The organism is Variovorax sp. 54, assembly GCF_002754375.1.
Classification (GTDB): domain Bacteria; phylum Pseudomonadota; class Gammaproteobacteria; order Burkholderiales; family Burkholderiaceae_C; genus Variovorax.
Map to the genome: position 1 here is coordinate 6,148,076 of NZ_PEFF01000001.1, position 13,630 is coordinate 6,161,705.

The following is a 13,630-nucleotide window of genomic DNA, read 5'->3' on the forward strand; positions in this document are numbered from 1 at the left end:
CAGTCTGTTGCAACCTGGCCTTGGGCCACTCACAGGAGGAACGACCGCATGCATTTCAAGAAGATCCTCAAGACCACCGCATTGACGTTCGGCCTGGCGCTGCCCATGGCTGCGGCCTGGGCCCAGTACGCCGGCCCGAGTTCGGTGCCCAACCTCACGGTCAAGCAGCTGCTCGAAACCGGGCAGGACGACCAGCACGCCACGGTGCGCGGCTTCATCGTCTCGCACGACGGCGGCGAGCACTACACCTTCGCCGACGACACGGGCCGCCTGAAGGTCGAGATCGACGCCAAGTACTTCCCGCCGGGCGTGAAGATCGATGACAAGGTGCGCGTCGAGCTCAGCGGCGAGTTCGACAAGGACCGGCTCACCGGCAAGACCGAACTCGACGTCAAGCGCGTCATCACCGTCCTGCGCTGACCCCTGCCTTTTTTTCGAGCGCCTGTTCGACCTGGTCGAGCACGGCCTCGGGGGCGTGCAGCCAGTCCTTGGCCAGCACCTGCATCACCTGCCAGCCGAAGGCATCGAGGATGCGCGGACGCGAGACGTAGCGCTCCAGCACGTTGTGGCGGCGGCCGTCCTGCGCCGCGCCGTCCACCAGGATGCCCAGCGCATAGTGGCCCTGGCCCGACGCGCGCACCGCGAGGTCGCAGCGAAAACGCGACTGACCCACCTGTTCGTCCACCGCATGCCCGCGTGCGCGCAGCGCCTGCGCGATCTGCGCCGTGACGTCGTCCGTGCGCGCCTGCCGCGCCACGTGGCCACGGGCGAGCGGGTTCATGCCTTCGAGCACGCGCCGCGCCGTGTCCTCGTCGCCGCGTGACAGGCACTCGGCATAGCGCAGGAAGTTCTTCAGCGCCGCCGCGCCCTCGTTGTGGTCGTTGGTGATCGCCTCGTGGCGGATGGTCGAGACCACCGCCATGTGGTGCTTGGCGCGGCTGAAGATCACGTTCAGCCGCTTCTCGCCGCCGCGCTGGTTGATCGGGCCGAAGTTCATCAGCATGCGGCCCTCGGGGTTGGGGCCGTAGCAGATGCTGAGGATGATGATGTCGCGCTCGTCGCCCTGCACGTTCTCCAGGTTCTTGATGAAGAGGCCGCAGAACTGGTCGTCTTCCTCGCGCACGTACTCGGCCTCGAGCCGCGCCGCAAAGTCGGCATCGACCGCGCCGAGCGCGTTCAGCTCTTCCTCGATCTCGCCCTGTTGCGCCTCGGAGAACGCCACGATGCCCAGGCTGCGCCCGGTCTCGCGCTGGAGCAGTTCGCGCACCAGCTGCGCGATGTGGCGCGCCTCGCCGTCGTTGATGCGGTTCTCGTACACGGCGTCGGCCACGCGGTGGAAGCTGATGGCGCGCGAGAGCAGGGCGTCGACCTGCGCCTTCACGGATTCGTCGGTCGGGCTGCGCGACTGCACCACGATCTCGGCGCGCTCGGGCGCGGGCAGGCTGCGGTCGGGAATGGTGTACAGGTTGCCCGCGTAGAAGGCCGCGTTCGAAAAGCCGATGAGCGACTCGTAGCGGCTGCGGTAGTGCCAGGCCAGCAGCGTGGCCGGCAGGTTGCGCGCACCCTGGTTCAAGAGGCTGTCGGCGTCGAGCACCACGGCGATGCGTTCGGCTTCTTCGCCGTTCTCTGCATCGTCGCCCTCCACGGTGACGGTGTCTTCCTCGGCATCGCGGCCCGACGAGAAGAAGCTGGTCGGCGGCAGCTGCATCTCGTCGCCCACCACGATGATCTGCGACGCGCGGTACAGCGCGGGCACGGCTTCTTCCACTGGAATCTGGCTGGCCTCGTCGAAGATCACCACGTCGAACAGGTCGGCCGCAAGCGGCAGCGTGTCGGACACCGACAGCGGGCTCATGAGCCAGATCGGTTTCATGTCGCGCACCACGCGGCCGGTGTCGCCGCTGGCGAGTTCGCGGATCGCCTTGTAGCGCATGGTCTTGCCGAACTCGTGCTCGAGCTCGCGGCGGCCCGCGTTGTAGCTCTTCTTGAAGACCTTGCCGTCGGCGTCGAGCTGGCTGGCGGGCAGCGCGCTCTTTTGCACATGGTCGCGGAAGCGCTGGCGCACCGCGGCGGCGAGCGTGCGTGCGTTGCGTTCGAGCAGCTTGCGTTCGCCTTCGCCCAGGCGCTGCGCATGGCGCGCGAGCTTGGCGCCGTCGAAGCGCGGCAGCCAGCGTTCGGTGCGGTAGACGCGCTCCAGCCCTTCGCGTGCGACGGCGTACTCGATCGCTTCGGGCGGCAGCGGCAGGGTGCGCAGCGCGGCGGCCACGGCAGGGTCGGCATCGGCCAGTTCCTGCAGCGGCTGCAGCACCGACGGCAGCGCATCGGCCTGGTCGCGCAGCGTGCGGGCCAGCGCGTCGAACGCGTCCAGCGGTTGCGCGCCGGCGTCATGCAGCAGGTCGTGCCAGAGGGCGTCGAGCGTGTCGACGCGCGGCGCGGCGGCGACAAGCTGTTCGACGCTGCGGCGGGCCGCATCGGTGCGCAGGTGGGCCTGGAAGGCCGCGCGCAGGCCGGCGCCGCCGTCGATGCCGCGCATGGCCTGCAGCTGCTGCGCGAAGGCGTCGGCATCGGTGCAGCCGTAGTCGGCTTCGATGCGTGCTGCTTGCTGGTCGAGCGCGGTGCGCGCGGCCTGTTCGGCGCGCAGGTCTTCGAGGATCTGGCTGGGCTGCGGGCGCACGGCATGCGCGGCGAAGTCGTAGCGGCGCTTGAGTTCGCCCGACAGGCGCCACCACGAGGGCTGCAGCCAGCGCAACAGCGAGCCTTGCTGCGTGCGGGCCTGCGCGAGTGCGGCTTCGGTATCGCCGGGCGAGAGCTTGTCGCGCCAGTGGGCGGTGCGTTGCAGCTGCGCGTCGAGCGCTTGTTGCAGCGTGCGCTTCTCGTTCAAGGTGGCGCCGAGCGCGAGGCTGCTCGGGTGCGCGGCGTCGAGCAGCGCCAGCTGGCCGCGCGCGGCCAGCGAGGCGACGCTGCGCGCATCGGCCACCACGGCCCGCGCATCGCGCCACAGCACGCCGGCCTCGGCCAGCGGCGGCCAGGCGTCGACCAGCGCATCGCGGCAAGGCGCGCTCAGGTCGATGGCGCGTTCGCTGCGTTCGACCAGCCGCGCCAGTGGCTTCTCCTGCGCCAGCAGCGACGGTGCGAGCTGCGCGAACACATGCTGCGCGAAGCTGGGCGCACCCAGGCTTTCGGTCACGGCCAGGTGCAGGCGCGACACCAGCTCCGCATGCCGGCGCCAGGCCGCGAAGGCGGGCAATGCTTCGGCCTGCAGCGGCGTGAGCGACGGGTCGCTGGCCTTGAGTGCCACGAGCCGCGAGAGCAGCTCGCGCAGCGTCACCGCGATGTGCTCGGGCACGTCGTGCATGGCGGCGTCGAAGCGTTCGAGGGCGCGCAGGTCGAGGTCCATCGCGTCGAGCACCTGTGTGCGCTCCGTGCTTTCCTGTGCCAGCGTGCCGGGGGCTTCGAGCCACAGCTCGTAGGTCTTGCGCAGGTTCTGCACGAAGGCCTTCTTGTCGCCCTGCGAGTCGTGAATCATGCAGCACAGCTCGTCCAGCCCCTGCTGGCGCAGGCGGTGAAACACGACGTCGATGGCGGCGCGCTTCTCGCAGACGAACAGCACGCGCTGGCCGCGGCCCACGTAGTCGGCGATCAGGTTGGTGATGGTCTGCGACTTCCCCGTGCCCGGTGGGCCCTGGATGATGTAGCTGGTGCCCGTGCGCGCCAGCGCCACCGCAGCGGTCTGCGTGGCGTCGGCCTGCACCACGGGCCACTGGTCGGCCAGCGGCAGGGCGGGCGGCGTCTCGGCGTCGACGCGGCGCGGCTGCAGCGAGAACACGCGGTCGAAGGCCTCGCTCGCCAGGTCGGATTCGGCCAGCCCCGAGTAGTCGCGTACCAGCGACATCTTGCGGTGGTTGAAATTGCCCAGCGTCACGGCCGTGAGGTCGATGTCCCACTGGTAGGGGTTGCCGCTGCTGTCGCGCAGCGCGAAGGTCTTGCGCTCGGTGTCATCGGCAGCCGTGGCCGCCATCTGCGGCGCGCGCGGCTGTGGCGCGCCGCCGACGGCTTCGCGCACCGGCAGCGGCACGGGGCGCACGCGCGCATGGAACAGCTGCAGCCCGCGCGGGCGGAAGTCGTCCTGTGCGTAGCTGAAGTCTTGCGAGGCCACCGGCACCGCCGAGGGCGAGCGCACGCGGGTGCGGCGCTTGAACTGTTCGAGCCGCTGGCGCGCGCGCTGGTGCATCACGGCGATTTCGGGCTGCTTCACGAGCCGCAGCTGCACGCCAGGCTCGCTCTGCGCGATCTGCGCCGACAGCTGCGCGTGGAACTGTTCGAGCGAGGTTTCGCGCAGGTCCACCGTCTCGGGCAGCGCGATGCCGTACAGCTGGCGCAGGTGGTGGCGCAGCGTGGGGTTCACCTGCGCCTCGCTGGCCGAGGCTTCGAGCAGGTACTGGTCGCGCACGCCTTTCTTGCGCGTCAGCTCCACCGGCAGCATCAGCAGCGGTGAGGCGATGCGTTCGGCGCGTTCGGCCTCGCCCTCCTTGAGGTTGTGCCAGCGCAGGAAGGCGACCACCAGCGACAGCTGCGAGAAGCCGTACTCGGCCCGGTCGCGCCGTGCCTCCTGCAGGATGCGGTCGAGCGCGCCCGGCAGGTAGGGCTGGTCTTCGAAGCGCAGCCAGCGCGCCAGCGGCACGGGGTCGCAGCTGGCGATGTCGGCGGCAAAGCGGCTGTCCCATACGCACAGTTGGTCGGTGCGGATGCTGTTCAGGTCGACCACCAGCGGCACGCTGGCGACGGTGAGGTTCACATGCGCCTGCGTCGGCTTGAAGTACAGCAGGCGGTTGCGCCGCGACAGATCGAACAGCCGGTCGCGCAGGTGCAGCTGGATCGCCTGGCGGCGCTGGCCTGCGCCGTCTCTTGCGGGTGCGATGCGGTCCAGGCCGAGGTCGACGGGCTGGTCGCGGTAGGTCTCGAGCCGGCGGATGACCGAGGGCAGGTCGCGCGCACGCTCGTGGCGGTCGAGCGCGGTCATCTCGAAGATCACGGCGGCCACCACCGGGTGCAGCCGGCGGTTCAGTTCGAACAGGTTGCCGCGGTGCGTGGCAAAGCGGGTCAGGTCGTCGCCATCGGTGAAGTCGAGCCCGCACGACAGGCTGGCCAGCACCTGGCCCAGGCAGAGGATGTCGCCGAGCGCGTCGTGGTGGCCCAGGCGCAGTTCCCACGCGGTGTAGCCGGGCAGGTAGACGGGTCGCGTGGGCACCGTGTCGGGCCCGGCATCGGCCATGACCGCGAGGTTTTCGAGCGCGACGCCGGCCTCGGCATCGACGGTCAGGCGCGTTTCGCCGACCACGCGCAGCACGGAGGCGGCGGGTTGTTCGAGCGGCGCGATCGCCTCGGGGTGGCGGCGCGGCGCGGTGCCGTCGGGCTGGGCCAGTGCCAGCGCGGGTTCGGCGGGTGCGTCGGTCACGCGGTAGGCAAACGCGCTGCCGAGCGCGGCAACGTTGCCGAGTTCGTGCAGGGCCGAGACCTCGCGCAGCAGCGGCAGCACGAGCTTGAGCACGTCGTCGGTCTGCAGGCCACCGTGGGCCTCGGCGGTGGCTAGCAGTTGCAGGAGCGGGGCGGGGGCGAGGGTCATGCGGCGGCGGCTTGCGAAGGCGGGTTGGCGGCCTTGTCGAGCAGGGCGGCGGCGTCGCGTTTGACGCGGGTGAAGTTGCGCTTGGACAGACCCAGGTCTTTCAGCACGCGCTGTTCGAAGGGCGTGGCGCAGTCCAGCGCATCGGCCAGGCCCAGCGCGGCGGCGAGGGTGACGTCGTCCATCTCGGGGTCGGCGGCGACGAAGTCGACCAGCACGCTGGCCAGGTAGTCGTGCAGGCCGGCGGGCGCGGGCTCGGGCGGCGGCATCGCCGACGTGGGCGGCACGAAGTCGGGGAAGAAACGGCGCGCATGCGCCAGCAGCGCTTCCGACTGCAGCACGGGCCGTTGCAGCAGCTGCGCGAGGGTGCCGCGCGTGAGCGCGCTCACGCGCTGCTGGCCGAGCATGTCGAGCGTGCCCAGGTCGAGCGGGCCTTCGAGCGCGGCGGCCAGCCATTCGTCGGCGTCGTGCTCGCGGCCGGTCCACAGGCGCAGCGCGCGGGCGCGCACGAACACCTCGGGGTGGCTCACGCCGCGCGTCTGCAGCGCCTTGTTGTTGGGGTCGGCGCAGATCTCCTCGGCCTGCGCCAGGTAGCTCGCCACGTTGACCTGCGTGAGGCCGGTCTCGATCTTGATGAGCGCGCTCACGGCGGGTTCGAGCGCGCCACAGGCCACGCAGCCGCCGCGGTCGGCAAAGGCCTCGGTGTACAGCGCATGGCGCCGCGCGGCCTGCAGGTGGCTCGCATCGGCGCGCGGGTCGGCCGCCGTGGCGTGCAGCAGGCGGTCGACGACGTGGTGCCTGCCGCCGTCGCGTTCCCACAGCAGGTAGTGCGCGAGCTCGTGGCCGAGCACGGCCTGGCGCTCCGGGCCCTGCAGCCGTTCGAGCAGCGGGCCCGAGAGCACGATGTGCGCCTCGCCCGGCACGACGTAGATGGCGGCATTCATGGCCGCGCCGTCGCCGGACGGGGCCTGGTAGAGCGTGATGCGCGCCGTGACGCCCAGCCGCTGCGCGGCCAGGGTCGCATCGGCATGCAGGTCGGGGTGTGCGTCGGCGTCGAGGCGGTAGGCGCTGCGCAGCAGCTCGGCGCGCATGGCGGCCGTGTGTTCTTCGCGCGCTTCGGCGGAGGCGGCCCAGCGCCAGGCCTCGGGTTCGTTCGCCTGGAGGTGAGCGGCCAGTGCCTGCTGGTAGGGCAGCGGCGTCAGGTCTTGGAGGCGAACGGCAGGGAAAGAGTCGACCATGTCAGGAGCGCCAGCAACATTGAGTTGCCGACGATCCTAAACGAGCGGGTGACGTCGCTTGCAATCACCCACGATGTGGGTGATTGCGGCCCCAGCGCTTGGATCAGCGCTTGGGCTTGAGCGTGACGATGAGCGACGGGAAGATGCGCCCGTCGTTGTCGCGCGGCAGCTTGTCGGTCTTGCGCAGGCCGCGTTCGGCGGCTTCGTCCCAGGCCGGCAGGCCGCTGGACTTGGCGAGCTTGACGCCGACGATGGTGCCGTCGGGTGCCAGGTTGACCAGGAACTCGGCCTCGGGGTTGCCGTTCACGCTGTCGGCATCGGGGAAGGTGATGTTCGGGCGCACCTTCTCGGCGATGCGCGCACCGTAGCCACTCGACGGGCCGGTGGTGCGCAGGGCATTGCCCTTCGCGTCTTCGTTGCCGCTGGCGCCGGCCATGCCCTGCATGCGCTTGAGCGTTGCGGCGCGATCCGCGGCCGCCTGCTTGGTGGCCGCTTCAGCCTTCTTCGCTTCAGCCTGCTTGGCCTCGGCCTCCTGCTGCTTTTTCTGGTCGGCCAGTTTCTTCTGTTGCTCTTTCTTGCGCTCGGCTTCGTCTTCGGCGCGCTCCTTGGCCTCGAGCTCTTTCTTCTTTTGCTGCTGGCGCTGCTGTTCGAGCTCGCGCTCTTTTTGCGCTTTCTGTTCCTTGAGCTTCTTCTCGCGCTCCAGCGCGATGTCGGGCGCAGGGGCAGGCGCCGGCTCGGGCGGCTTGACGGCCGGGGGAGGCGGTGGGGGCGGCGCGGGCGCAGGCGGCGGCGGTGCGGGCACGGGGGCCGGCGGCTCCGGCACCGACAGGCGCGGAGCGGCCTGCATCACCGTGGTCGACCACAGCTCGGCATCGACCGCGCCGTCGTCGGCTTCGCTGCGCCAGCGCACCCCCCACGTGAGGGCGGCGATCAGCAGCGCGTGGGCAATGAGCGCGAGCACCACCGCGCGGGGCGTGCCGCGCTGCGGCGGCGGCGCGAACTCGGGGCGATCCAGGGCGAGCGACATGCCTTATTTGCCGCCCGTGGTCGTGACCGACAGCCCCACGCGCTCGATGCCGCTGCGCTTGAGCTGGTTCATCGCCTTCACGACGGTTTCGTACTTCACCGACTTGTCGGCGCTGATGACCACGGGGCGCTGGGCGTCGCCGCCTTGCGCGGCCTTGGCCGCAGAGCCGATTTGCGTCATGGGAATCGACGCGCCGCCGGTGCCGGTGGACGGGTCTTTCTTGATCTGCACTTCGTCGTCGCTCTTGATGACGATCTCGATGGGCTTGTCGGGCTGCTTGTTGGCACGATCGACCGTCGGCAGGTTGATCACGCTCGGCGTGATGAGCGGTGCCGTGACCATGAAGATGATCAGCAGCACCAGCATCACGTCGATGAACGGGACCATGTTGATCTCGTTGATCGTGCGGCGGCCGCGGCCCCGGGATGAAACGGCAGGCATGTCGTCGCGTCCTTTGTCTTGTGCGCGCCGCTCTTCAGCGGTTCGCGGCGGTGACCGAGGCGGCGGGCGTCACGGCGCCGGGGTTGGCCGAGAGGTTGCGCTGCAGGATGTTGGAGAACTCTTCGATGTAGGTCTCCAGGGCGATGGCGATCTTGTCGATCTCGCGCGCGAAGCGGTTGTAGCCGACCACCGCGGGAATGGCGGCGAACAGGCCGATGGCCGTGGCCACCAGCGCTTCGGCAATGCCGGGCGCCACGGTGGCCAGCGTCACCTGCGTGAGGGCGGCCAGGCCGGTGAAGGCATGCATGATCCCCCAGACCGTGCCGAACAGGCCCACGTACGGCGACACCGAACCGACGGTGGCCAGGAACGACAGGTTCTGCTCGGCCGCATCCAGCTCGCGCTGGAAGCTCGCGCGCATGGCGCGGCGGGCGCCGTCGAGCAACGTGGGCGCATCGGTCACGTGGCGCTCGCGCAGCTTCTGGTACTCGCGCATGCCGGAGGCAAAGATGCGCTCCATGGGGCCGGCGAACTTGGCGTTTTGTGCGGCCGAGGCGAACAGCTCGTTCAGGCTGGTGCCCGACCAGAACTCGCGCTCGAAGTCTTCATTGAGCACACGGATGCGCTTGAGGGAAAAGTACTTGCGGATGATGGCGGCCCAGCTGGCGACCGACACGATCACCAGCAGCAGCACGACCAGTTGCACCACGAAGCTGGCGTGGAGCAGGAGATTGATGATGGAGAGATCTTGGTTCATGGCTTGAAAGGTTGAATCATGGAGCCGCTGGAGTGCTCGAGGGTTCCCGAAACTTGGGCCGGAATGCGCGCAGGGCGCAAGGTGGCGGCGTCCACCCAGCCGATGCGGATCGTGCCTTCGCACAGCAAGACCGGTGCCGCAGCGCCGGTGCGCTCTTGCTCTGTCTTTGATAGCACGCGCTGACCGATTGTCAACGACGCAGTGCCCAATTGTCGGAGTTCGGCTGTAACCAGCAGTTCGTCGTCCAGCCGCGAGGGCCGATGGTATTTGAGCTGCGTTTCGCTCACCACGAACTGGCCGCCGGTGGCTTCCTTGAGCTTGCGCTGCTCGACGCCCAGGGAGCGCAGCCACTCGGTGCGCCCGCGCTCCATGAACTTCAGGTAGTTGGCATAGAACACGATGCCGCCGGCGTCGGTGTCTTCCCAGTAAACGCGAATGGGAAACTCGAAAGTCACTGGCATGCCTCCGTGCTTCGCACTGCGGGGCGAGCTTGCTTGGGGCGGCCCGGCGCTACGCTCATTGCGCGATCATGGCCCGCAGGCGCTCGACCGCTTCCTGCAGGTGCGCCATCGAACTGGCGGTGGAGAAGCGCACGAACTTCGCGGTCTCTGCCGTGCCGAAGTCGCGGCCGGGTGTCACGGCCAGGTGGGCGCGCTTCATGGTTTCGAAGGCGAAGTCCCAGCTGCCCGAGATGCCGAGCTTGTCGGCCACGCTGGTGCAGTCGGCCCAGGCGTAGAACGCACCGTCGGGCACCACGGGCACGTTCAGGCCCAGGGCGTTCAGTTGCGGAATGAACCAGTCGCGGCGCGCCTTGAACTCGGCGCGGCGGCGTTCGTACTCGGCGATGCTCTCGGCCTCGAAGCAGGCCAGCGCGGCGTACTGCGACACCGTGCTCGCGCAGATGAAGAGGTTCTGCGCCAGGCGCTCGACCACCGGCACCAGCACTTCGGGCACCACCAGCCAGCCGAGGCGCCAGCCGGTCATGTTGAAGTACTTGCTGAAGCTGTTGATGCTGATGACGTTGTCGTCGATGGCCAGTGCGGTCTGCCCGAAGGCGTCGTCGTACGAGAGGCCAAGGTAGATCTCGTCGATCAGCGTGATGCCGCCGCGCTGCGACACCACCTCGTGGATGCGGCGCAGCTCGTCGGGCGCAATCGAGGTGCCGGTCGGGTTCGAGGGCGAGGCCAGCAACACGCCGCGTGTCTTGTCGGTCCACGCGGCCTCGACCTTGGCGGCGGTGAGCTGAAAGCGCTCTTCGGCCGTGGTCGGCACCAGCACGGCCTTGCCGTCTGCAGCGCTCACGAAGTGGCGGTTGCAGGGGTAGCTCGGGTCGGGCAGCAGGATCTCGTCGCCCGATTCGATGAGCGCGAGGCAGGCCAGCTGCAGCGCAGCCGAGGCGCCGGCCGTGACGACGATGCGGCGGGCCGGCACGTCGACGTTGAAGCGCTGCTTGTACCAGCCGCTGATGCGTTCGCGCAGGTGGTCCAGGCCGGTGGCCTGCGTGTACTGCGTGGCGCCGGCGCGCACGGCGCGGGCGGCGGCTTCCTGCACGAGCGGCGGGGCGGTGAAGTCAGGCTCGCCGATGTTCAGGAAGATCATCGGACGGTCGGTGTGGGCCACTTCGCGGGCGAGCACACCGGCGGCTTTCGCCACCTCCATCACGTAAAACGGTTCGATGCGCTGCGCGCGCGTCGAGATCCTCATGGACGCGCCTTGCCCGACGCCCGGTCGGCTTCCACTTCGAGCGGACGCAGCTGCGGCGCCAGGCCGTTGAGCACCGCGTTCACGTACTTGTGGCCGTCGGTGCCGCCGAATTCCTTGGCGAGTTCGATGCACTCGTTCAGCACCACGCGCCACGGCACGTCGGGGCAGTTCTGGAACTCGTACACGCCGATCCACATCACGGCGTGTTCGATGGGCGAGATTTCGGTGAACTTGCGGTCCAGCAGCGGCAGGATCAGCGCGTCGAGCTGCTCGGCGCCGTTGATCGAGCCGTGCAGCAGCGCGTCGTAGTGCGCCGCGTCGGCCTTGTGGAAGCCCGCGAGGTCGCGCGTGAAGTGGTCGATGTCGGTCGGGTCGTTGCGGCCCACCAGGTGCTGGTAGAGCGCCTGCAGCGCGAACTCGCGCGCGCGGCTGCGGTTTGACTTGGCCGCGGCCTTGCGAACGCCCGTGCTCGTGAGGCCGGTGCGCGACTGGCGGGATTTGGCGGACTTGGAGGTGTCTTCGGTCATGAAAGGGTGGCCAGCAGTTGTGCCATCTCGACCGCCACCTGGGCTGCGTCGCGGCCCTTGTCGGTCTGGCGGGCGACGGCCTGTTCGAGGTTTTCGGTCGTGAGGATCGCGTTGGCGATGGGCAGGCGGTAGTCGAGTGCGACGCGGCTCACGCTCGCGCCCGATTCGTTGGCCACCAGTTCGAAGTGGTAGGTCTCGCCGCGGATGATGCAGCCCAGCGCCACGAGCGCGTGGTAGCCGCCGCGCTCGGCAAGCGCCTGCAGCGCCACCGGCACTTCGAGCGCACCGGGCACCTGCACGTGATGGATGTCGGACGCGGTCACGCCGAGCGCTTCGAGCTCCGACAGGCAGGCCGTGGCCAGTGCGTCTGTGATGTCGGCGTTGAAGCGCGCCTGCACGATGCCGATGCGCAGACCCTTGCCGTTGAGCGTGGTCGCGCCCTTGTTTGAACCTTGCATGGTCGTTCAGTCTTTCGTGAGGTAACCGGCGATTTCGAGGCCGAAGCCGGCGGCCATGCTCGGCATGCGACGCGGCGCGCCGAGCAGGTTCATCTTGTGCACACCGCATTCGCGCAGGATCTGCGCGCCGATGCCGTAGTTGCGCAGGTCCATGCGGCCGCGCTCGGGGGCTTGCGCCGGGCGCGCGGTGCCGTCGAACTGCGACAGCAGCTCGGCCGCGCTTTCGCCGCAGTTCAGCAGCACGGCCACGCCCTTGCCTTCGTTCGCGATGTGCGAAAGGCTGGCGTCCAGGCTCCAGGAGTGCATCGGGCGGTTGACCTCGAGCGCGTCGAGCACCGACAGCGGCTCGTGCACGCGCACCGACACCGTGTCTTCGGGCGCCCACTGGCCGCGCACCAGCGCCAGGTGCACGCCGCGGCTGGGCTTGTCGATGAAGGCGTGGGCCGTGAAGGTGCCCCAGTTGGTCTGGATCTCGCGGCAACCGACTTTTTCGACCAGCGATTCGACGCGGCTGCGGTGCTCGATGAGCGCGGCGATGGTGCCGATCTTGAGGCCGTGCTCGGCCGCGAAGATCTGCAGGTCGGGCAGGCGGGCCATCGTGCCGTCTTCGTTCATCACTTCGCAGATCACCGAGGCGGGCGAGCAGCCGGCCATGGCGGCGAGGTCGCAGCCGGCTTCGGTGTGGCCGGCGCGCATGAGCACGCCGCCGTCCACCGCCTGCAGCGGGAAGATGTGGCCGGGCTGCACGAGGTCGGCGGCCACGGCGTTGCGCGCCACGGCGGCCTGCACGGTGCGCGCGCGGTCGGCGGCCGAGATGCCGGTGGTCACGCCTTCGGCCGCCTCGATGGAGACGGTGAAGGCGGTCGAGTGCTTGGCGCCGTTGCGCTGGACCATCGGCGGCAGCTGCAGCCGCTCGCACATCTCGCGCGAGAGCGTGAGGCAGATCAGGCCGCGCGCGTGGCGTGCCATGAAGTTGATGGATTCGGCGGTGATGTGATCGGCGGCGATGACGATGTCGCCTTCGTTCTCGCGGTCTTCCTCGTCCACGAGGATGACCATGCGGCCGGCGGCCAGTTCGGCCACGATGTCTTCGACCGGGGAGATCGGTGCGGGTGCACGGTCGGCGCGCGAGGCGCCGATCGGCGTGACGGAGGCGTTCATTTCGAAGTGTCCTTGGGAGACGTGGGAGACGTCAAAGAGGGGGTGAGCATGCCGGCCTGAAGCATGCGCTCCACGTAGCGCGCCACGGTGTCGATTTCGAGGTTGACCTTCGAGCCGGTTTTCAGGCCGCCGAGGGAGGTGTTTTCCACGGTGTGCGGGATCAGGTTGATGCTGACCTCGGCGCCGTCGGCAATGTCGGCCACGGTGTTGACCGTGAGACTCACGCCGTTGATGGTGATGGAGCCTTTGTAGGCCAGGAAGCGTGCGAGCGCGGGCGGTGCGACCACGCGCAGCTCCCAGCTTTCGCCGACCGGCGCGAAGAAGCTCACGTGGCCGATGCCGTCCACGTGGCCCGAGACGATGTGGCCGCCGAGGCGGTCGCTCGCTCGCAGGGCCTTCTCGAGGTTGATGCGGCTGCCTTCGTCGGTCAGGCCGGCCGTCTTGTCGAGGGACTCCGCGGAAATGTCGATGGTGAATTGCCCGCGTTCAGGTGCGAGCGTGGTGACCGTCATGCAGGCGCCGTTGAGCGCGATGCTGTCGCCGAGCCCGACGTCGTCGAGGTAGCCGTCGGGCACCTCGATGCTGAGTCGCTTGCCGTAGGAGGAGGAGGTGCCGAGGTCGTGGATGGCGGCGATGCGCCCCACGCCGGTGATGATTCCGGTGAACATTCGCACATTTTCGCAGACATCGAGGGGTC

Annotated in this window: 12 protein-coding genes; 1 reads left to right on the plus strand and 11 read right to left on the minus strand. The window is 69.2% G+C overall.

The features are described from left to right. The first annotated feature begins 48 nt into the window (after window positions 1–48). A complete protein-coding gene (locus CLU95_RS28150) occupies window positions 49–420 on the plus strand; it encodes a YgiW/YdeI family stress tolerance OB fold protein (RefSeq protein WP_099796638.1) in 372 nt (123 codons plus the stop codon). On the opposite strand, the gene CLU95_RS28155 is transcribed toward CLU95_RS28150, so the two are convergent. The 11 genes from CLU95_RS28155 to CLU95_RS28205 form a co-directional block, all read right to left on the minus strand. Next, window positions 404–5,623 (minus strand): AAA domain-containing protein, encoded by a 5,220-nt coding sequence (locus CLU95_RS28155; protein ID WP_099796639.1) that lies wholly within the window; start codon window positions 5,621–5,623, stop codon window positions 404–406. The genes CLU95_RS28150 and CLU95_RS28155 overlap by 17 nt on opposite strands. Continuing rightward, complete coding sequence (locus CLU95_RS28160) at window positions 5,620–6,858, minus strand: M48 family metalloprotease (RefSeq protein WP_099796640.1); 1,239 nt, start codon at window positions 6,856–6,858, stop codon at window positions 5,620–5,622. Before CLU95_RS28160 ends, CLU95_RS28155 begins: the two co-directional genes overlap by 4 nt. A gap of 103 nt (window positions 6,859–6,961) precedes the next feature. After that, window positions 6,962–7,885, minus strand: coding sequence for a cell envelope integrity protein TolA (gene tolA, locus CLU95_RS28165; RefSeq protein ID WP_099796641.1), 924 nt, complete (start codon window positions 7,883–7,885; stop codon window positions 6,962–6,964). Window positions 7,886–7,888: 3 nt separating this feature from the next. Beyond that, window positions 7,889–8,326, minus strand: coding sequence for an ExbD/TolR family protein (locus CLU95_RS28170; protein WP_070060386.1), 438 nt, complete (start codon window positions 8,324–8,326; stop codon window positions 7,889–7,891). A gap of 34 nt (window positions 8,327–8,360) precedes the next feature. After that, window positions 8,361–9,083 (minus strand): protein TolQ, encoded by a 723-nt coding sequence (gene tolQ, locus CLU95_RS28175; RefSeq protein WP_099796642.1) that lies wholly within the window; start codon window positions 9,081–9,083, stop codon window positions 8,361–8,363. Beyond that, window positions 9,080–9,538, minus strand: coding sequence for a tol-pal system-associated acyl-CoA thioesterase (gene ybgC, locus CLU95_RS28180; RefSeq protein ID WP_099796643.1), 459 nt, complete (start codon window positions 9,536–9,538; stop codon window positions 9,080–9,082). Before ybgC ends, tolQ begins: the two co-directional genes overlap by 4 nt. A 61-nt stretch (window positions 9,539–9,599) precedes the next feature. Beyond that, complete coding sequence (locus tag CLU95_RS28185; protein WP_099796644.1) at window positions 9,600–10,787, minus strand: pyridoxal phosphate-dependent aminotransferase; 1,188 nt, start codon at window positions 10,785–10,787, stop codon at window positions 9,600–9,602. Then, window positions 10,784–11,314, minus strand: coding sequence for a transcription antitermination factor NusB (gene nusB / locus CLU95_RS28190; protein WP_099796645.1), 531 nt, complete (start codon window positions 11,312–11,314; stop codon window positions 10,784–10,786). The genes CLU95_RS28185 and nusB overlap by 4 nt, the downstream gene beginning before the upstream one ends. Further along, the gene (gene ribH / locus CLU95_RS28195) at window positions 11,311–11,772 is read right to left on the minus strand and encodes a 6,7-dimethyl-8-ribityllumazine synthase (RefSeq protein ID WP_099796646.1); all 462 of its coding nucleotides are present in this window, start codon (window positions 11,770–11,772) and stop codon (window positions 11,311–11,313) included. The genes nusB and ribH overlap by 4 nt, the downstream gene beginning before the upstream one ends. A gap of 6 nt (window positions 11,773–11,778) precedes the next feature. Beyond that, window positions 11,779–12,933, minus strand: a complete 1,155-nt coding sequence (gene ribBA / locus CLU95_RS28200) for a bifunctional 3,4-dihydroxy-2-butanone-4-phosphate synthase/GTP cyclohydrolase II (RefSeq protein WP_099796647.1) — start codon at window positions 12,931–12,933, stop codon at window positions 11,779–11,781. Further along, window positions 12,930–13,601 (minus strand): riboflavin synthase, encoded by a 672-nt coding sequence (locus CLU95_RS28205; RefSeq protein WP_099796648.1) that lies wholly within the window; start codon window positions 13,599–13,601, stop codon window positions 12,930–12,932. The genes ribBA and CLU95_RS28205 overlap by 4 nt, the downstream gene beginning before the upstream one ends. Window positions 13,602–13,630 lie beyond the last annotated feature (29 nt).

Bases quoted from the DNA above. Each gene is read 5' to 3' on its own strand.
- CLU95_RS28150 (WP_099796638.1), top strand. From the start codon at position 49: ATGCATTTCAAGAAGATCCTCAAGACCACCGCATTGACGTTCGGCCTG.
- CLU95_RS28155 (WP_099796639.1), bottom strand. From the start codon at position 5,623: ATGACCCTCGCCCCCGCCCCGCTCCTGCAACTGCTAGCCACCGCCGAG.
- CLU95_RS28160 (WP_099796640.1), bottom strand. From the start codon at position 6,858: ATGGTCGACTCTTTCCCTGCCGTTCGCCTCCAAGACCTGACGCCGCTG.
- tolA (WP_099796641.1), bottom strand. From the start codon at position 7,885: ATGTCGCTCGCCCTGGATCGCCCCGAGTTCGCGCCGCCGCCGCAGCGC.
- CLU95_RS28170 (WP_070060386.1), bottom strand. From the start codon at position 8,326: ATGCCTGCCGTTTCATCCCGGGGCCGCGGCCGCCGCACGATCAACGAG.
- tolQ (WP_099796642.1), bottom strand. From the start codon at position 9,083: ATGAACCAAGATCTCTCCATCATCAATCTCCTGCTCCACGCCAGCTTC.
- CLU95_RS28185 (WP_099796644.1), bottom strand. From the start codon at position 10,787: ATGAGGATCTCGACGCGCGCGCAGCGCATCGAACCGTTTTACGTGATG.
- nusB (WP_099796645.1), bottom strand. From the start codon at position 11,314: ATGACCGAAGACACCTCCAAGTCCGCCAAATCCCGCCAGTCGCGCACC.
- ribH (WP_099796646.1), bottom strand. From the start codon at position 11,772: ATGCAAGGTTCAAACAAGGGCGCGACCACGCTCAACGGCAAGGGTCTG.
- ribBA (WP_099796647.1), bottom strand. From the start codon at position 12,933: ATGAACGCCTCCGTCACGCCGATCGGCGCCTCGCGCGCCGACCGTGCA.
- CLU95_RS28205 (WP_099796648.1), bottom strand. From the start codon at position 13,601: ATGTTCACCGGAATCATCACCGGCGTGGGGCGCATCGCCGCCATCCAC.